Origin of the sequence: Kocuria sp. HSID17590, from assembly GCF_003989485.1 — a bacterium.
GTDB lineage: Bacteria > Actinomycetota > Actinomycetes > Actinomycetales > Micrococcaceae > Kocuria > Kocuria salsicia.
Window position 1 is genome coordinate 128,434 of record NZ_RBMB01000001.1, and the last position, 18,936, is coordinate 147,369.

The window sequence follows — 18,936 nt, forward strand, 5'->3', positions numbered from 1 at the left end:
ACGGCCGGGGCAGTTCTCACCGTCAGGACCCCGGGGAGCCCAGCACCTCCAACACGGCGTCCCCGTATTCGGCGAGCTTCTTGGCGCCCACTCCGCTGATGCCGCTGAGCTGCGCGGTCGAGGCCGGGGCGGCCTCCACGATGCCGACGAGCGTGGCGTCCGAGAACACCATGTAGGGCGGGATCTGCTTCTCCTTGGCCACCGATGTCCGCCACTCCCGCAGCGCCTCGAAGGTCTCCTTCGCGGCCTCGTCCAGGGTGTCCGCAGCCCGCGAGCGCCCGCTGCCCCCGCCGCTGCGGGCGCGTCCGTTCGCGCGCGCCGTCGGCGCCCTGTCCACCGCCAGCTCCAGGGTGCCCTCACCGCGCAGCACGGGTCCGGCCTCCGGGCCGGGAACGAGCACGCCGAAATCACCGACGGCCTCCACGACCCGGCGGGCAAGCAGCTGCCGCAGTACCGAGCGCCACTCCCGCTCGGAGAGGTCCTGCCCGATCCCCCACACGCTCAGCTCCTGGTGGCGCGACGCCTCCGTGCGCTCGTTGCTGCGGCCCAGCAGGATGTCGAAGACCTTGCCGGAGCCGAACTGCTCACCGCGTTCGCGTTGCAGCCTGATGAGCGTGGACAGCAGCTTCTGGGCTGGCACGGTGGCGTCCCAGACCTTGGGCGGGTTCAGGCACGTATCGCAGTTGCCGCACGGCTCGGAGTCCTGGCCGAAGTACCGCAGCAGCTGCACACGACGGCAGTCCGTGGTCTCGCACAGGGCGAGCATGGCGTCCAGGTGCGAGCGCGCATTGCGTTTGTGCAGGTCAGATCCGTCTCCCTGGTCGATCATGCGCCGCTGGTTGACCACGTCGCCCAAGCCGTACGCCATCCATGCCGTTGCGGGCATACCATCGCGGCCGGCGCGGCCTGTCTCCTGGTAGTACCCCTCGATGCTCTTCGGCAGGTCCAGGTGGGCTACGAACCGCACGTCCGGCTTGTCGATCCCCATGCCGAACGCGATCGTGGCGACGACGACGATCCCCTCCTCCCGCAGGAACCGCACCTGGGTCTCGTGGCGCACCGCGGCGTCGAGACCCGCGTGGTAGGGCATGGCGTCGACCCCGCGGGCGCCGAGCCACGCGGCAGTGGACTCCACGCTCTTGCGGGACATGCAGTAGACGATGCCCGCCTCCCCCGGGTGCTCCGACTGGATGAGCCGCAGCAGCTGGTCCTTCGCGCGGTCCTTGGACTCGATCCGGTACTGGATGTTGGGGCGGTCGAAGTTGGAGACGAAGTGCCGCGCGTTCTCCATGCGCAGCCGCTCGGTGATCTCCTGGTGGGTGGCCCGGGTGGCGGTCGCGGTGAGTGCGATGCGGGGAACATCCGGGAAGGCGTCCGCAAGCACGGACAGCCCCATGTAGTCGGGGCGGAAGTCATGCCCCCACTGGGAGACGCAGTGCGCCTCGTCGATCGCGAACAGGGCGATCGGTGCGCGCTTCAGCAGCTCAACGGTGCGCGACAGGATGAGCCGTTCGGGGGCCATGTAGAGCAGGTCAATGTCCCCGGCGAGAAGCTGCCGCTCCACCTCCTGCGCCTCGTAGGGCTCCAGGGTGGAGTTGAGGTACGCGGCGCGGATGCCCACGGCCTCGAGCGCGGCCACCTGGTCGGACATCAGCGCGATCAGCGGGGAGACCACCACGCCCGTGCCCTCCCGCAACAGTGCGGGGATCTGGTAGCACAGGGACTTGCCGCCGCCCGTAGGCATGAGGACCACGGCGTCCCCGCCACCCACCACCTGCTCGATGATCTCCGCCTGCTCACCGCGGAAGGCGTCGTACCCGAAGACCTCCTGCAGGACGCCCAGGGATGTGGTGGCAGTGGCGGTGGAAGTCATGCCTCCAGGGTAGGCGGTGGGGGCGGGAGCTCAGGGCGCTCACCGCCGTCGTGTGGACAGACCCGCACCTCAGTCACGCAGGATCGCCGGGAGCATGTCCAACTCGTTGAGGCGGTGCACCACGTGCTTCGTCAGGACGTTGCGATGCAGACTCACCACGTACCGCCCCGGCCCTGACATCTTCTGCAGCAACCCGGACTCGACCATGCGGCGCAGACGGTGGCTCCTGTTCGACGGAGACCCCTTGATGACGTCTTCGAGATCGCCCGCTTTAGCCCTTCCTTGGCGCGCCACCGCGTAGATCACATCTGCGTCCGTCTCCGTGACCTCCCCCGCGGCGAGGGCGGCATTGACCGAAGGCCCCACGACCTCCTCGGAAATGAAGCGGGGGCCAGCGAGACGGCTGACCCTGTCCATGTCGTCCTTGAGGCCGTGGACCACATACCCGGCCCAGGCCAGCACCCCCTCCGGGCTCAGGGAGTCCGCTCCCGCGAGGTGGTCGTAGTACGACTGCCGGTCGGCACCAAAAACTGCTGTGGGGTTGAGCGGACGCGCGGCGCTCCTGGAGGTGTAGCCCTGGTTGCTCAGCATGGCGTACGTCAGCAGGCGTGAGACCCGCCCGTTACCATTGGCAAACGGATGTATCCAGACGAACCGGTGGTGGACCAGCGCGATCTGGAGGAGTTGGTGCTGTGCGGGCACTTCCTTGTTTGCAAACTCCAGGAGCTGGTCCATGTCCGCCTGGACGGACCCGGGTGCGGGCGGGACATGGGACGCTCCAGCGATCCCGACGGGGATTGTTCGATAGCTGCCCGGGTGCTCGTCACCCTCACGTTCGAGTCCCTGCACGGCGAGCTGGTGGAGTTCACGGATCAGCCCATGAGTCAGGGACAGCCTTCCATGGGCTGCCAACTCGTCCATGTAGTCAGTTGCCTGCTCCAGCTGCAGAATCTCTCGCACGGCGTCTGCTGCTGGCTGTCCCGTGGCCGCGGCCCGCCGGGCTTCGGCCACGACATCCGCCACCGTGGTCCGGTTCCCTTCGATGCGTGCCGACATGACGCTCGTGAGACCTTGGAACAGCCTGCGCAGCTCCAGGCCAAGAGGGTCGTCAAGGTGCTCAGTACGAAAATCCACGCGCACCCGCTCCAGGGCGAACAGATCCGTCACGAGCGCACTCGCGAAATCGACCTCGGGGAAGACCATGGGTTGCATGCATCAAAATTTATCCGAGGATCAGACAGATTTGAACATCGGAGCCTCTGCCCCTTAGAAACACGGGGAAAGGGGGTAATACCCACTTGTAAATTCTTGACTTCTACGAGTATGGGAACTTGACGCTCACCTCCAGCGGGATATCCTTCTGGGCGACCCGATGCCAGGTGGTGGGCAGCCCCACGGTGGATCTAGACTCTCCCCGTACGTTTTCGAGATCCACAGCCGTGGAGGAACGAGGCCTTCGTGCGTCAGGGGGTTGCCGGCTTCTTCAACGCCGGCACTGAACAGCGCTGACCGGACGCGGCGGGTGAAGACCACCCCGTCGCGCGCTTCCACCCACCCCTTTTCCACCTCCCCGCGGCGACCGCGCTCCACGAGCGCGCCGCACGCCGTCACCCTCCCGCAGCACACGGCACGACGACGCCGCCCTCCCCCACCGCGCCCCTTGGCACCCGGGTGCCCGCGCGCCGTCGTGACCCGCACGTGGCGGGCAGGGGGAGACCATCCTCGAAGGACCAAAGAACATGAATACGCATACAGAAACCGAGATCCGCAAGAGCTTCGTCAACTGCTCCAAGGGCGCTGCGCAGCGCATCAACATCCCGCAGGACGTGCTCCACGGGGACTGGGAGTCCCAGATCTTCCTGGGCTGGTACGACCCGAAGTCACCGCGGGCGGGCTACGTCGTCGTCGAGACCGAGCACGGGCTGCGCGGGCTGGTGCTCGAGAAGAGCGCGCAGAAGGCGAGCGGTGGCGCGCGTATGTGTCAGATCTGCCTGACGCTGCACCCGGCCAGCGGCGTCTCACTGGTGTCGATCCAGCGCTCCAAGACCGCGAAGGACCGCTACAACTCCGTGGGCACCTACGTGTGCTCGAACTTGGCGTGCAGCGACTACACGATGGGGCGCCGCAAGCCCGAGGGCATCCGGCAGATGGAGGAGACCATGAGCCCGGAGGAGCGCGCCGATCGCGCGCTCGCCAACATGCGCGGGCTCGTGGAGCGCGTGGCCGAGGCCATGGGGAAGTAGCGGCCTCCGCGGCGGGGCGGACGCGGGCAGGACCCACCCCGCCGCCGGGCGCGCAGCGCGGACCGCCCCAGCTTGATCTGCGCCCGCGTCAGCTGGTGAAGGGCTTGGAGAAGATCGGAACCATGATGTCGCTGAAGTTCTCCTCGTTTGCCATCTCGCGGCGGAACTTCTGGCCCGGGTGGTGACGCACGAACTGGCGACGCCGCCCGGCCCAGAGGATCTCGGACGCCACGTACTGCCCGAGCATGCCGCCCATGCACAGGCAGAATGCGGTGATCGCGGCCTCGAGGACGTTCTCCCCGGCGTCCTCGAGGCCGAAGATCACCCCCAGGACACCCTGGTAGACGAGCATTCCCGGGAACAGCGGGAGCAGCACGACCATGAGCGTGGCGTTCGAGGCCAGGTTCAGGGCGCGGGTGAGGGTGACGCTCAGGATGCCCGCGACAATCGAGGCGATCAGAATGGCACCGAACGAACTGATGCCCGTGGCGGTGATGGCGAGGACCCCCAGCTGCACCAGGCCGCCGAATAGACCGAGGGACACCAGCTTCCACCCACGACCACCCGAGGCGAGCGCGAAACCGGCGGAGACCACGGCGGCACCAAGGACGGTGAGGGCCCAGCGGGAGTCGTCCATCTGCAGCGTCTCGATGTAGTCCACAGAGTCGCCCACGAGCGGCCGCATGGCGTGGATCCCGATGGTCACACCGGCCACCAGACCGGCGGTGCTCGTGATGGCCTCGAAGATGCGCCCGGAGGCGGAGACGTACCACCCGGTGATGACGTCGTGCACCGCGCCGTACGCGGCGATCCCCGCGAGCCACGCGGCCAGCGCGGCAACGATGCACACGGCCGTCTGGGTGATGTCGAAGAGCACCCCCGCCACGGTCGCCCCCAGCACCGCGGTCAGTCCCCCGGCCGCCAGGCTGAAGACCTCAGGGGCCTTGATCCGCTGGACCAGGGCGTAGACCCCGTAGACGACCGCGGAGACGATCGCGGCCGTGATGGCGGTGGGCCAGCTTCCGCCCAGGATGAGAGCGAACCCGACACCGAACATCCCGAAACCGGTCATCGTCAGACGGTGGCCGATGTGCCGGGACTCCGCGAGGATCTCGTCCATGCGCTGGATCCCCTCCTCCGCAGAGATCCGGCCGAGCACGAAGTCCTCCAGCACCTCTCCAGTGTCCGTGCGCAGCTGGATGTCCAGGGTCCCGGGCTGGGACTCGAACACACGCGTGCTCGGCGCCTTGTCCGGCGCGTCCTGGTGGCTGATGGTCACCTGCCCCAGCCCGACGCTCACCGTGACGTCCCGCAGGTCCGTCTTGCGGAAGATCGACAGCAGGGACTTGGTGGTGTTGGCGGACCCCGCCCCGCTGCGGATCAGGGCGTCCGCAATCTGGAAGGCGAGTTTGTAAGCAGCCTGTTCAGTGGTGAGCACCGATCAAGCGTAGTGGGGCGGGCCGGTTACGGGCGAGGTGGGTGCGCTCCCGGGGAGTGGGAGGTTGGACACAGGGCACGGGCGCAGCTCCCCCCGGAACGCAGCACAGGACGGGGAGCTGACGACTTTAGAACCCCTCCAGCGCCATGTTCGCAAACCGTGAGTAGTGCCCCTGGAACGCCACCACGATCGTCTTGGTGGGACCGTTGCGGTGCTTGGCCACGATCACGTCCGCCTCGCCGGCGCGCGGGGACTCCTTGTCGTAGACGTCCTCGCGGTGCAGCAGGATGACCATGTCCGCATCCTGCTCAATTGAGCCCGACTCGCGCAGGTCACTCACCTGCGGCTTCTTGTCCTGGCGCTGCTCGGAGCCACGGTTCAGCTGGGAGAGTGCCACCACGGGCACGTCCAGCTCCTTGGCGAGCAGCTTGAGGGCACGGGAGAACTCGGAGACCTCCTGCTGGCGGGACTCCACCTTCTTGCCGGAGCTCATGAGCTGGAGGTAGTCGAGGATCACCAGGTTGAGGTCGTGCTTCTGCTTGAGGCGGCGGCACTTGGCGCGGATCTCCATGAGGGACATGTTCGGGGAGTCGTCGATAAACAGCGGCGCCTCGTTCATCTTGCCCATGATCTGCGCGATCTTCGCCCACTGGTCGTCCTGCAGCGTGCCCGCGCGCAGGTCCTGCATGTTCAGCGTGCCCTCCGCGGAGAGCAGGCGCATGGCGATCTCGTTGCGGCTCATCTCCAGGGAGAAGATCACCGAGGTCATCCCGTGCTTGATGGACGCGGAGCGCGCCACGTCCAGCGCGAGCGTGGACTTGCCCATGGCCGGTCGCGCCGCGATCACGATCATCTGCCCACCCTGGAACCCGTGGGTGAGCTCGTCCAGCTCCACGAACCCGGTGGGCACGCCCTGCATCCCGGAGCGGCTGCCCGCGGCCTCGATCTCATCCACGGTGGCTTCCATGACGTCCTTCAGCGGGACATAGTCCTCCGCGGTCCGCCGCTCGGCCACCTGGTAGATCTCGCCCTGGGCCTCGTTGACGATGTCGTCCACTTCGCCGTCGTGTGCGTAGCCCAGCTGCACGATCTTGGTGCCGGCCTCCACGAGCCGCCGCAGCACCGCGCGCTCGCGCACGATCTCCGCGTAGAACCCCGCGTTCGCAGCCGTGGGAACGGAGGCGATCAGCGAGTGCAGGTACGCGATCCCGCCGATCCGCTCGATCTCACCGTTCTTGGTGAGCTCGTCCCCCACGGTAATGGCGTCCGCCGGTTCGCCGCGCCCGTAGAGGGAGACCACGGCATCGTAGATGTTCTCGTGCGCCGGCTTGTAGAAGTCGACGCCGCGCAGCACCTCCACCACGTCCGCGATGGCGTCCTTGGAGAGCATCATCCCGCCCAGCACCGACTGCTCGGCCTGGTTGTCGTGCGGCATGGTGCGGCCGTAGTCCTCGCGCGGCCCGGAGGAGTATTCGGACACCCTTACCCACTTTCATCACGTCGGAGGCGCCCACCCGGTGCGGCGCCCGGTACATTCTCGCACCGCCCTCAGACGCGCAGAAGCGCCGTCACGCAGCCGGGACGACGCCGCCGCGCGGCTGGCTTCCAGCTCCCCCAGCCGTCTCCCGGTGGGGGCCACGGGCGACCAGCCGGCGTCGTCGTACCCAGGCGAGGTCAGTCATTCACAACCTGTGGAAAACTCTGTGGAGATCTTGTGGAACACGCCGCGCGGCGGTGTGCACAGCATGTGGACTCGGCTGTGGAAAACCGCCCCCTCTGGGGAGAACTCAGGCGAAGAGCGCGAACAGCAGCAGCCAGAGCAGGGGCGAGAACACCACGGACAGCACCAGCACCAGCACGTAGCGCCCGCGCAGCGCCGGGAACGCCACGGTTCCCGCGACCCCCATGACGAACGTCACCAGGGACGTGACCACGCTCAGCACCATCCCCACCAACAGGATCGTCATGGCTGTATGCGACCCGAAGCCGTTGCCGGTCGTGAAGCCTCCCAGGAAGAGCAGCGGGGTGAGGATCGCGCACGCGAATGCGGCCCAGAACAGTTTTCTGCCGGTTCTCGGACGGGAGGCTCTCATGCTCACCCAGACATGGTGCCATGCCCCGCTCCACGGTGACTGGACGGGCGCGGCGACGCACGTGTCCACGCGGGTGGGATCGTCGAGCACCACGGCTCACCCGCCCTGGACACGAAGGAACCCCGCGGCCGAAGCCACGGGGTTCCTTCGTTGAGCCGTCACACGGAGGGCAGTTCCTCAGCGCGCGGTGCGTGATCGCCTGGTGATCAGGCGGGCACGACCTCGAACTCGATGTTCGCGTTGACGTCCTCGTGCAGGTGGACCACGGCCTGGTAGACACCGGTGGTCTTGATGCGCTGGGTGAGGTCCACGCGACGCTTGTCGATGGAGCCGAGACCGGCGTTCTCCACTGCGGCGGAGATGTCACCGGCGCGGACCGTGCCGAACAAGCGACCCTCGGCACCGGACTTGACCGGAACGGTCAGCGTGGTGGAGGTGAGCTTGGCGGCGAGCGCCTGCGCATCCTCGAGGGAGTGCAGCTCGCGCGTGGCGCGGGCCTGCTTGATGGAGTCGATCTGCTTCTCGGCGCCGCGGGACCACGGGGTCGCGAAGCCGCGGGGGAACAGGAAGTTACGGGCGTAGCCGTTCTTCACGTCCACCACGTCGCCCGCGGAACCGAGCCCGGAGACTTCCTGGGTCAAGATGATCTTTGCCATGAATTCTCAGTCCTCTCTGATCAGCGGCCAGCGCCGGAGTAGGGCAGCAGTGCCACTTCACGAGCGTTCTTGATCGCCTGGGCGATCTTGCGCTGCTCCTGGACGGACACGCCGGTCACACGGCGAGCGCGGATCTTGCCGCGATCGGAGATGAACTTGCGCAGAAGGGCGACATCCTTGTAGTCGATCTCGGTGATGTCGGCCGCCTTGAGCGGGTTCTGCTTTGGTTTCGGCTTGCGGATTTCAGCCTTGGCCATCGTGGTGCTCCTTTTCTGGTGCGGAGCCCGCAGGCGCACCTGCGGGATGGGTGGTTGTGATGAGGTTTAGAAGGGAGGCTCGTCCTCGGAGTCAGCACCCCAGTCGTAGTTGCCCCCGGAGGACTGGCCCCACGGGTCACCACCCTGTTGACGCTGCTGCTGGCCGCCACGGCTGCCCTGGTTCCCGTTGAACCCGCCGCCCTGACCGCCCTGGTTTCCGCCGAAGCCGCCACCCTGCTGGTCGTTGAAACCACCCTGGTTGCTGCTCTGGCCTCCACCGAAGCCGCCCTGACCGCCGCCGAAGCCCTGGTTCCCACCGTAGGAGTTGCCTCCGCCGCGCGAGTTCCGGTTGACCTTGGCGGTCGCGTACCTCATGGAGGGGCCGATCTCGTCCACTTCCAGCTCGGTGCTGGTGCGGCGCTCCCCTTCTTTGGTCTCGTACGAGCGTGCCTTGAGCCGTCCCTGGACGATCACGCGGGTGCCCTTGGTGAGGGACTCCGCGACGTTCTCCGCGGCCTCACGCCAGACGGAGCAGCGCATGAAAAGAGTTTCCTGGTCTTTCCACTCGTTGCTCTGCCGGTCGAAGGCACGCGGGGTGGACGCAACGGTGAAGTTGGCCACGGCGGCTCCGGACGGCGTGAAGCGCAGTTCGGGGTCGGCAGTCAGATTTCCGATCACTGTAATGACGGTGTCGCCAGCCATGTGAACCTCCGGATTCTGTGGACGCTGGATACGAGACACGGTGAGTTGAAAAGCATGTCACGGTCGGGGTGCGGGACCCCGTTCGTGGGCACGCGGTGTGCAGTCCGGATGGACGTGCACGCTCAACTCACTTGCCGTGGATCTTCTGCTCTTCCGGACGGATGATCTTGGTGCGCATGACGGCCTCGTTGAGGTTCAGGACGCGGTCCAGCTCCTTGGCGGTCTGCGGCTCGGCGGTGAAGTTCACCACGGCGTAGATGCCCTCGGACTTCTTCTGGATCTCGTAGGCCAGGCGACGACGGCCCCAGATGTCGAGCTTGTCGACGGTGCCGTTCTCCTTGGTGACGACCTCGAGGAACTTCTTGAGGGTCGGCTCGACGGCGCGCTCCTCCACCTCGGGGTTGAGGATGACCATCAGTTCGTATTCACGCATGTAAAGAACCCACCTCCTTCGGGCTAAGCGGCTGCGGTCTCTCCACAGCAGGAGGTTCTGTGCGTATGTCGGTGCCGGCAACGTGGAACACACGGCACACAGACTTGCCTACTTTACTACAGCGGCGCCTCAGTAGCCACCCACCCGGCGGGCCAGCCGGGCGTTGAGGACGGCCACGCGCACGGGGATCACGAAGAGGTCGATGAACATGAGGATCCACAGCGGGACCAGGAAGATCCAGCCGACCAGGATGCCCACGGTGGCCCAGCCGATCAGGCCGAGCAGGAGGTAGAAGATGCCCTGGACGGGCTGCGCGAGGTAGAACTTGTGGATCCCGAGCTGACCCAGGAAGAACCACAGCACGTAGGCGAGCACGGTGGACTTCCCGCCCACCACGTTGACATTCACGGGCTGGCTCACGGGCCAACCCTGGCCCCACTGGCTGGAACCGCCCGAGGGTCCGAACCCTCTGCCCTGGCCATAGCCGCGGGCACTCTGGTCGCGCGGGGGCAGCGGCTCGGCCCTGTAGTACTCGGGTTCATCGGCCATGGCGGACCCCTCTCCTCGTCCCCGGCTGCCGTGGTGCAGCCACCTCCATGGTAAAAGCGTGAAACTCACTTCTCGGCGTCGGTCAGCGCTGAGCGCAACCGCACCTCGGTGGTGAGCTCCTCGCCGGTGCTCCGGGCGCTCACGTCGATCCCGAACCGCACGGTGCCGCTGCGCTGCCGCCCGTTCTCGAGCCACGTCACCTTCGCCTGGGTCGCCCGGAACCGTGCCGCGTGGAACGCGAGGGGCGCCTCGGCGTCCGGCTGCAGCAGGAGCGAGGGCCGGGATGTCACCTCCCAGCGGACGTTGGAGACTCCCCCGGGCAGCCCGCCCTCGTCCGGTGAGGCGCTGGCGGTCCCGGACGCGGACGACGTCGCCCGCTCCAGCTCCCGGGGCACGGGACAGGACGCGGCGTCGAACTGCAGATCCCGCTCGCACGCCCCGAGCGTGCGCTGCACCTCGGTCTCCACCGACTGCCACATGCGCGGGGACGGTGCCACCGTGAGCTCCTCGGTCACCGCCGGGCGCGGGTCGGTGAGAGATATTGCTGCAGTGGCATGTTCTTTGGTGAGGAGGTAGGAGTCACCCGGCAGCGCGACGTCGTACCGTCCCGGCAGCGCCTCGAAGCGCCAGGCCCGTGCGTGCGGCCGCGAGGAGTCCGGTGACGTGACGTGCCCGGCGTCCGGGCGGACCTTCTCCCCGTTGACCGCGAGTGCGTCCAGGGGCCCGGGCATGCGCACCTCCACGCTGGTGTCGTCGCGTGTTAGCAGGCGCCAGGCGTCGTTGAACGGGCCCCACGCGCTGACCTGCTCCACGGTGTAGGTGCGCCGGACCGTGGAGCCGCCCCCCAGGTGGACGTCCACCGAGACCACGGCGTGCCGGCCCTGCACCATGGTGCCCACGACATCGTGCCCCACCGGCCGGTCGGCCGCCGCCCGGTAGACCCGGTTGGGGAGCAGCTGTGCGAGGTTCTGGCCGCCGCCCACGAGCAGGGGTGCGAGGACCTGGCGGGAGCTGCCGTTCTCGAGGTGGCCGAGGTAGGCGTCCACCGGTGCCCGGGGATCCCGGGCGACGACCACGTAGTTGGCCACCGCGGCCCACGCCGCCACAGTCACGACCACCACCGCCAGGATGAGCGCGAGGGGACGCCGCAGGGTGTTCCACGCGGGGATGCTCACGGGCGCGGAGGACTCCCGCTCTCCGTCGGTCATCGGTGCGCGCCCTACTGCACGGCCGAGGCGCCCAGCGCCGCCGCCTTGCGCCCGCGGAACATGTCCACCACCACGGCCACCACCAGGTAGATCAGGAACAGGTAGCGCACCACGGCCAGCAGGTCCTGGGCGCTCCAGCCGAACTCCTCGATCCACGGCAGGGTGGGCCACGCGGAGGAGGGCAGCACCACGGTGGCCCAGTAGAGCATCTCCACCACCTGCCACAGGCCGAACTCGATCCAGTTGCGTCGGCACAGGATCACGAGGGGCACGAGCCAGACCACGTAGTTGAGCGAGTACTCCTTGGCCAGCAGGATGTAGAGGGCGAGCAGCAGGAAGGTGACCTGCACCACGGACGGCTCGCGCTTGCTCAGCAGCGCCACGAGCAGGACGAACACGAGGCCCAGGACCATGCTCAGCAGCACGTACTGGCCGCCGTCGCCCAGGCTCGTCCCGGTGCGGGGCTCCACCACGGAGGTCCACACGTTCCACAGGGAGGAGCGCTCCGTGTCCGAGCGCACCATGTCCGCGAACTGGGCCCGCCACCGGTCCCACGAGGTGATCATGTAGGTGCCGTTGATCAGCGCCCACGCGATGACCGCGCAGAGCAGGGCGGAGACGATGTCCTTCAGGAAGCGGTGGCGCGCGGCCATGATGAGGATCGCCACCAGCACCACCACGGGGAAGAACGCCACGGAGGCGCCGAAGCCCACCATGATCCCGGCGAGCGCCGGGTTCCCGCGCACGTAGCCGAGCAGCGCGAGCATCATGAACAGCACGGCCCACAGGTCCCAGCTCTGGAAGCCCACGAGCACGATCACCGGTGCGAGCGCCATGACCAGCGCGTCCGTGCGGCGGTTGCCGCTGAGCGAGGAGACCACGGCCACGATCGCGAGCCACACCAGGGCGAGCAGCACCAGGGAGAGGTCCAGGTAGAAGCCCTGCCCCACGTCCAGGCCCATGAGGGAGGAGAGGTTGGAGGCGAACCACCCGATGATGGTGGTGATCATGCCCACGAGCACCGGCTGGTCTCCGGTGGGTCCACCGGTGAAGAACCCGTTGGCCACGTCCGTGGAGTGCACGCCCAGGTCCCCCGTGCCGATCACGGTGGCGCACAGCTGGGGAACCTGCTCGGCCATGTGCCAGTCCGGCACACGGCAGGGGATGCGCAGCAGGTAGGCCATCATGACCGTGTAGAGGCCGAGGCCCAGCAGCACCAGACCGGCATTTCCTCCGGACCTGTTGCGCGCACCTTCCAGGCTCATGCGGGTACTCCTCGGCCGTGACGACGTTTGGCCCCAAGTGTTCCACGAGGGCGGGTGATCCACACGCCGCGGCGCGTGAACGCAGTGCCGCCACCTCCTGCGACGACGACGCCGCGCACGCGCCGTCAGGAGCCGACGATGCCCTTCTCGCGCGCCCAGGCCAGGAGCCGCTCACGTGCGACGTCCTCCCCCACGGCGCCCTCGTCCAGGCGCATCTCCAGCAGGAACTTGTAGGCACGGCCCACCACGGGCCCGGGTGGCACGCCCAGGACCGCCATGATCTGCTGCCCGTCCAGCTCGGGGCGCACGGCCTCGAGCTGCTCCTGCTCGGCGAGCTGGTCGATGCGCCGCTCGAGCTCGTCGTAGTGCGCGGCGAGCCGGGCGGCCTTGCGCCTGTTGCGGGTGGTGACGTCCGAGCGGGTGAGCCGGTGCAGCCGTTCAAGCTCGTCCCCGGCGTCGCGCACGTAGCGGCGCACCGCGGAGTCGGTCCAGCCCGCCTCGCCGTATCCGTAGAAGCGCATGTGCAGCTCCACGAGGCGTGTGACGCGCTTGATGGTCTCGTTGTCGAAGCGCAGGGCCTTCATCCGCCGGCGTGTGATCTTGGCGCCCACCACCTCGTGATGGAGGAAGCTGACCGCCCCGGAGGGCTCGAAGCGCCGGGTGGCCGGCTTGCCGACGTCGTGCATCAGGGCCGCGAAGCGCAGCGCGAAGTCCGGGGCGGGAACGGGGCCGTCCGGGCCCGTCTCCTTCTCCGCGGCCTGTTCCATGACCGTGAGGGAGTGCTGGTAGACATCCTTGTGGTGGTGCGCCGCGTCCGTCTCGAGCTGCAGGGCGGGCACCTCGGGCAGCACGATCTCCGCGAGCCCCGTCTCCACCATCAGCTCGACGCCGCGGCGCGGCTGGGCGCCGCAGATCAGCTTCACGAGCTCCTCGCGCACGCGCTCCGCCGAGACGATCTCCAGCCGCGGCGCCATCGCCGTCATGGCCTCCCGCACGGGCTCCACCACGTCCAGGCCCAGCTGGGACGTGAACCGTGCGGCGCGCATCATGCGCAGGGGGTCGTCCGTGAAGGAGTCCTCCGGGGTGCCGGGCGTCCGCAGCACCCCCGCGGCCAGGTCCTTGACGCCGCCGAACGGGTCCACGAGCTCCATGTCCGGCAGACGCAGGGCCATGGCGTTGACCGTGAAGTCCCGGCGGCGCAGGTCCTCCGTGAGGTCGTCCCCGAAGGCCACCGTGGGCTTGCGCGAGTCCGGGTCGTAGTCCTCCGCGCGGTAGGTGGTGACCTCCAGCTGCATCCCGGCCTTGCGCATGCCGATGGTCCCGAACTCCCGGCCAATCTCCCAGTGGGCGTCCGCCCAGTCTCGGATGATCGCCAGCGTCTGGTCCGGGCTCGCGTCAGTGGTGAAGTCCAGGTCCAGGGCGTCCCTGCCCAGCAGCAGGTCCCGCACGGGACCGCCCACCAGGGAGAGCTCGTGGCCCGCCCGGTCGAAGAGGCGCCCCAGCTCGCGCGAGACGGGGTGGAGTGAGGAGGTGTCCGGCAGCTGCGTCATGATGAGAGCCATTATCGCATCACCGGGCCGCGGACCACCGTGCGACGGAGCGCACGCGGGACGCACACGCAGTGCCGGGCGCGCTGTGAGAAGCGGGGCGGGGCGGCGGACCCTGGGCCCACGGAGGCGAGGGGAGCGCGGAGGCCCCGAGCGGCGTCGTCCCCGGTGAGCGTCCCCACCCCAGCCCCCTGGGCACCCCTGGCCCATCAGGGAGTGCCATGCGAAAGTGGCTAAGGTAGGGGCCATGGCTTTCCCCGTACCCAGCGCGCCCAAGAGGCGACCGAACCAACCGGTCTCTGCGCTGCCCACGGTGGAAGAGGTCTCGGCCGGTGGGATCGTGGTCAACCTGTCCGACCCCACTCACCCCGTGGCCATCATCGCCCGCATCAACCGCGGCGGACGCCTCGAGTGGTGCCTTCCCAAGGGTCATCCCGAGGGTGAGGAGACCAACCAGCAGGCCGCCGTGCGGGAGATCGAGGAGGAGACCGGGATCGAGGGCCGGGTGCTCTCTCCCCTGGGCAGCATCGACTACTGGTTCACGGTCGCAGGGCACCGCGTGCACAAGACCGTCCACCACTTTCTGCTGGAGGCCACCGGCGGCTACCTGACCACCGAGAACGATCCCGACCACGAGGCCGTGGATGTAGCGTGGTCCGGGATCGACGACCTCGGCCGGAAGCTGTCCTTCCCCAACGAACGGCGGATCGCAGACATCGCCAGGGAATACATCATCCACCAGCTGTAGGGCGGTCCCGCTCGAACCGTCGTGCGCCGCACACGGTCCCCACCCCTTGCGCAGGAGGCCTTGTTCCATGCAGAAGTCCGGGGCGCGCGCCAGCGCCGTGATGGCCTCGGGGACACTGGTCTCCCGCGTCCTGGGGTTCGTGAAGACCTTCCTCATCACCGTGGCCATCGGCTCCGCCACCACCATGGCGGACGTCTTCCAGCTGGCCAACACCCTGCCCAACCTGATCTACGTGCTGATCGCCGGCGGTGTGTTCAACGCCGTGCTGGTCCCCCAGATCATCAAGGCGTCCAAGGCCGAGGACGAGGGTGCGGACTACATCTCCCGGCTGATCACCCTGGCCGTCATCGCGCTGCTGGTGATCACCACCGCGGTGGTGGTGTGCGTGGGTCCGATCATGCGGCTGATGGGCCCCGGGTGGACGGACGCCCAGCTGGCCATGGGCACCACGTTCGCGCTCATCACGTTCCCCCAGATCTTCTTCTACGGGCTCTACACCGTGGTGGGGCAGGTGCTCAACGCCAAGGGGGCGTTCGGCGCGTACATGTGGGCCCCGGTGCTCAACAACCTGATCGCCATCGCCTCTCTGCTGGTGTTCATCCGCCAGTTCCACCCCTTCCGCCTGGAGCACCACACGGTGGAGAACTGGACCCCGGGGCAGACCTTCTGGCTCGTGGTGATGGCCACGGTCGGCGTGGCCGCGCAGGCCCTGATCCTGTTCTGGCCCCTGGCCCGACTGGGTCTGAAGATCCGCCCCCGCTTCGGCTGGCGCGGCATCGGCCTGGCCGCCGCCGGGAAGCTGGGCGGCTGGACGCTGGCCACGGGCCTCGTGGCAAACCTCGCGTTCATGGCCCTGTACCGCACCGCCGCCATCCCCACCGGCGCCAGGCCCGACGTCGCCCCCGGCCCGGGTGCCCCCGTTCCGATCGCGGGCACGGCCGTCCTGGACCAGGCCACCATGCTCTACGCGCTGCCGCACGGAGTGATCGGGCTGTCCATCGCCACCGTGCTGTTCAACAGCATGGCCGCCGCGGCGGACAGGGGTGACCGCGACTCGCTCGTGCGCTCGCTGTCCTCGAGCCTGCGCGTGACCGGTGTGGCCACTGTGTTCTGCATGATCGCGCTGATCGTCTACGCCGGACCCCTGGGCATGCTGTTCTCGGGCGACGCCCCGGCCGCCGGTGCCGTGATCGGGCAGGTCATCACGCTCATCGCCATCGGTGCGCCGTTCATGTCCACCGCGTTTATGCTCGGACGGGCATTCTATGCCCAGGAGGACGCCAGGACGCCGTTCATGGTGCAGCTGGCGGTCTCGGTGTTCACGGTGCTGTGCGCTGTGGTCATCGGGCATGCATTCCGTCCCGAGCACATGGTCTACGCCATTGCCATCTGCTACGCGGTGCAGAACATCCTCGCCACGGTGATCTACCACGTGGCCCTCACCCGCCGGATCGGGGACTACGGCCTCTCGCGCATCGTCGGCAGCCACGCCAGGATCCTCGCGGCGGCCCTCGTCGCGGGTGTCGCGGGAGCGGGGATGCTCTGGTGGCTCGGCGGGTACCGCACGGACGGCCTGCCGTGGCACGACCAGGCGTGGGCGATCATCACCCTCGCGGTGGGCGGCACGGTCATGGCCGTTGCCTACGCGGTGGCCCTGAAGGTGTTCCGCGTGCAGGAGTTCACCGCCCTGCTGGCCCCGTTGAGGGCCAAGCTGGGCCGCTAGACTGCCCCCAAGAACCCTCTCGCGTCCGTGGGACCGCCGCGGCGCCCGACCCAGTAGGGAGCCATCGTGTCCCAGCCCATTGCGCTCGGAACCGTCCTGGGGGGCCGCTACAAGGTCGTAGCCTCCCTGACCAGCTCCCCCGAGGGGGACCACGTCCTGCAGGGCGAAGACCAGATCCTGCGGCGCAGGGTCTCGATCCTCGTCCCCTCCACCGGGCACGAGTCCTTCGTCGTGGACCGGGCACGCTCCCTCGCCGGCGGAGCGGGGCACAGCGGGTTCCAGGTCCTGGACATGGGGCAGACGGAGGACTCCACCTACCTGGTGACCTCCTACTACCCCGCGGACGACCTCCTGGACGCGCTGCTGACCCACCACGACGACTCCGAGGACGACTCGCTCTCGGACGACATCTTCGGCGGCTCCCGCACCGCGGCATCCTCCTCCTACATCTACGAGGAGCCGGACCCCACGCAGCCGCAACAGGTCGTCGCCGCGCCGGACGCGGGCAGCGCCTCACAGCCGGCCGTGACCCGCTGGGACCCCTCCGACTACGACGACTACGACGACGCCCCCGCAGCCCCCTCCGTGCGCAACCGTCTGGGCATGCGCCGCAAGGTCCGCCCCGGTGCTGTGCGCTCCACGATGTTCGACCGCGAGGCATCCCGCGCCGGAACCGCGGGTGCGTCCGCCGCCGCGGGGGAGATCGACCCCACCTACGACGGCGACAACCGCTACGAGAGCTACGCCCGCACCGAGGGCAAACCGGGGCGCCTCGACGAGCGCTCGTCCGCGCCCCGTGGTAACGAGCGGGACGCCGGCGGGGCAGGCCCCGCGGACGACGCCGCCGCGGTTGCCGACCACGGACGCGCGGCGAGTTCCACGCGTGACGGGAACTCCCCGAACCGGGATGGCGCTTCCGTGCACGAGGGCTCCCCGTCCCCTGACACCGCCGGCGCAGGCCCCGTGGAGGACGCGGCTCAGACTGTCGACACCGGGCCCGCGGCGAGCTCCTCGCGTGACGGGAACTCCCCGGCCCGTGAAGGCTCGCCCACACGCGGGGGCTCCCCCTCCCGTGACGCCGCCGCGGTTGCCGCGGGATCCCGGGGCGGGGCTTCCGCCGGGGGCGGTGCAGCGGCGGCCGGTGTCGCCGCTGGAGCTGCCGCAGCAGGTGGCGCTGCGCTGGGGGATGCTGCTGCCGGCGCCCGCCGGGGTGACGGAGCCGAGGAGGCCGCTGCCCCGACGGGCGCAGCCGCCGCGGACGGTGCACGCACCCAGCATCCCGAGACCTTCCGTCCCGAGAGCGCCCGCCCTGAGAACCTCCGCGCCGGAGCCTCTGCGGCGACGGCGGCCGGTGCGACCGGCAGCACCGAGACAGACCCCGAGCACGAGGGCGCGGGCGCGGGTGACGGCGACGAGCCCGTGGACACCGCCGAGGACCGGAGGAAGGGTCCGCTGCGGTGGCTGCTCCTGCTGCTGCTCGTCCTGGCCCTGGTCGCGGTCATCGTCCTGTGCTTCCGCAGCCTGGGATCGCTGACGAGCCAGTTCTCGCAGGAGGGGCCCGCGCAGCAGAACGCGGCGCCGGGGGAGCCAGGCGGCCCCGCGGTGTCGTCGTCCCCGAGCTCGAACGCGACACCGGAGATTGCCGGCGTCACGCGCGTGACCGCGGACCCGAACTTCATGTCCGACACGGACGCGACCCTCAACCAGGCCACGGACGGCAACCCCGCCACCTACTGGCTCAGCTACGGCTTCTCGAACGCCCAGTTCGGCAGCCTGGTGCAGTACGTGGGGCTGGCCGCGCAGCTGGAGGAACCCGCGCCGGTCCAGGAGATCACGGTGCAGCAGGCCAACGGCTCGGGTGGGCAGTTCACGGTGTACGTCTCGGACAGCCCCTCGCTGGACGGTGCCGAGAAGGTGGGCTCCGGCTCGTTCACCGGCCCGGAGATCCGCGTGCCCCTCTCGGACGCGGCGCGCACCAAGCCCCACGAGTACGTGCTGGTCGTGTGGGACCAGCTGCCGCAGCTCACGAGCCCGATCGGCGGCTACCAGTACGGCCTGCGCATCGGTGAGCTTGCGGTGAGGTGATGGAGCGGCGAGCCGGCGCGCGGAGAGCTGATGTGCGGTGATTCGGCAGCACGGTGGCAGCGGTGCGGTCGCTGTGGCGCGGTCCGGCTGCGTCCGCCGTCCCGGTCCGTGCCCCT

The 18,936-nt window shown here is 68.8% G+C and carries 17 protein-coding genes; 4 read left to right on the forward strand and 13 right to left on the reverse strand.

The window, feature by feature from the left end; translation table 11 throughout:
- Positions 1–22 precede the first annotated feature (22 nt).
- Entirely contained in the window at positions 23–1,873 is a 1,851-nt protein-coding gene (recQ, locus tag D8M39_RS00555) for a DNA helicase RecQ (RefSeq protein WP_126874175.1), read from the reverse strand.
- A gap of 69 nt (positions 1,874–1,942) precedes the next feature.
- Entirely contained in the window at positions 1,943–3,085 is a 1,143-nt protein-coding gene (locus tag D8M39_RS00560) for a Fic family protein (protein WP_126874176.1), read from the reverse strand.
- Between the two features lie 527 nt (positions 3,086–3,612).
- Here D8M39_RS00560 and D8M39_RS00565 point away from each other — a divergent pair.
- Positions 3,613–4,116 carry an FBP domain-containing protein gene (locus D8M39_RS00565; RefSeq protein ID WP_094393262.1) on the forward strand — a complete coding sequence of 168 codons (504 nt, stop codon included), beginning with the start codon at positions 3,613–3,615 and terminating at the stop codon, positions 4,114–4,116.
- 88 nt (positions 4,117–4,204) lie between these two features.
- On the opposite strand, the gene D8M39_RS00570 is transcribed toward D8M39_RS00565, so the two are convergent.
- The 11 genes from D8M39_RS00570 to D8M39_RS00620 all read right to left on the reverse strand — a co-directional run bounded on the left by D8M39_RS00570 (position 4,205) and on the right by D8M39_RS00620 (position 14,267).
- The gene (locus D8M39_RS00570; RefSeq protein WP_094393261.1) at positions 4,205–5,554 is read right to left on the reverse strand and encodes a threonine/serine exporter ThrE family protein; all 1,350 of its coding nucleotides are present in this window, start codon (positions 5,552–5,554) and stop codon (positions 4,205–4,207) included.
- A gap of 127 nt (positions 5,555–5,681) precedes the next feature.
- Complete coding sequence (gene dnaB / locus D8M39_RS00575; RefSeq protein WP_055085005.1) at positions 5,682–6,989, reverse strand: replicative DNA helicase; 1,308 nt, start codon at positions 6,987–6,989, stop codon at positions 5,682–5,684.
- Between the two features lie 352 nt (positions 6,990–7,341).
- The gene (locus tag D8M39_RS00580) at positions 7,342–7,647 is read right to left on the reverse strand and encodes a hypothetical protein (protein WP_055085003.1); all 306 of its coding nucleotides are present in this window, start codon (positions 7,645–7,647) and stop codon (positions 7,342–7,344) included.
- A 206-nt stretch (positions 7,648–7,853) separates the two neighbouring features.
- Positions 7,854–8,303 carry a 50S ribosomal protein L9 gene (rplI, locus tag D8M39_RS00585; protein ID WP_055084976.1) on the reverse strand — a complete coding sequence of 150 codons (450 nt, stop codon included), beginning with the start codon at positions 8,301–8,303 and terminating at the stop codon, positions 7,854–7,856.
- Between the two features lie 20 nt (positions 8,304–8,323).
- A complete protein-coding gene (gene rpsR / locus D8M39_RS00590; RefSeq protein ID WP_055084974.1) occupies positions 8,324–8,560 on the reverse strand; it encodes a 30S ribosomal protein S18 in 237 nt (78 codons plus the stop codon).
- 66 nt (positions 8,561–8,626) lie between these two features.
- A complete protein-coding gene (locus tag D8M39_RS00595) occupies positions 8,627–9,262 on the reverse strand; it encodes a single-stranded DNA-binding protein (protein ID WP_094393259.1) in 636 nt (211 codons plus the stop codon).
- 127 nt (positions 9,263–9,389) lie between these two features.
- The gene (rpsF, locus tag D8M39_RS00600) at positions 9,390–9,695 is read right to left on the reverse strand and encodes a 30S ribosomal protein S6 (RefSeq protein ID WP_055084970.1); all 306 of its coding nucleotides are present in this window, start codon (positions 9,693–9,695) and stop codon (positions 9,390–9,392) included.
- Positions 9,696–9,824: 129 nt separating this feature from the next.
- Complete coding sequence (locus tag D8M39_RS00605; RefSeq protein ID WP_083482482.1) at positions 9,825–10,244, reverse strand: TM2 domain-containing protein; 420 nt, start codon at positions 10,242–10,244, stop codon at positions 9,825–9,827.
- 65 nt (positions 10,245–10,309) lie between these two features.
- Positions 10,310–11,452 (reverse strand): hypothetical protein, encoded by a 1,143-nt coding sequence (locus tag D8M39_RS00610; RefSeq protein ID WP_126874177.1) that lies wholly within the window; start codon positions 11,450–11,452, stop codon positions 10,310–10,312.
- A gap of 11 nt (positions 11,453–11,463) precedes the next feature.
- Positions 11,464–12,717 carry a glycosyltransferase 87 family protein gene (locus D8M39_RS00615; RefSeq protein WP_055084966.1) on the reverse strand — a complete coding sequence of 418 codons (1,254 nt, stop codon included), beginning with the start codon at positions 12,715–12,717 and terminating at the stop codon, positions 11,464–11,466.
- A gap of 125 nt (positions 12,718–12,842) precedes the next feature.
- Positions 12,843–14,267 carry a CCA tRNA nucleotidyltransferase gene (locus tag D8M39_RS00620; protein WP_238693885.1) on the reverse strand — a complete coding sequence of 475 codons (1,425 nt, stop codon included), beginning with the start codon at positions 14,265–14,267 and terminating at the stop codon, positions 12,843–12,845.
- 244 nt (positions 14,268–14,511) lie between these two features.
- Between D8M39_RS00620 and D8M39_RS00625 the strand changes: the two genes are divergently transcribed.
- The 3 genes from D8M39_RS00625 to D8M39_RS00635 all read left to right on the forward strand — a co-directional run bounded on the left by D8M39_RS00625 (position 14,512) and on the right by D8M39_RS00635 (position 18,820).
- Complete coding sequence (locus D8M39_RS00625) at positions 14,512–15,012, forward strand: NUDIX domain-containing protein (RefSeq protein WP_055086106.1); 501 nt, start codon at positions 14,512–14,514, stop codon at positions 15,010–15,012.
- A 67-nt stretch (positions 15,013–15,079) separates the two neighbouring features.
- Entirely contained in the window at positions 15,080–16,735 is a 1,656-nt protein-coding gene (gene murJ, locus D8M39_RS00630; protein ID WP_126874179.1) for a murein biosynthesis integral membrane protein MurJ, read from the forward strand.
- A gap of 66 nt (positions 16,736–16,801) precedes the next feature.
- Complete coding sequence (locus D8M39_RS00635) at positions 16,802–18,820, forward strand: hypothetical protein (protein WP_126874180.1); 2,019 nt, start codon at positions 16,802–16,804, stop codon at positions 18,818–18,820.
- The last annotated feature ends 116 nt before the right edge of the window (positions 18,821–18,936 follow it).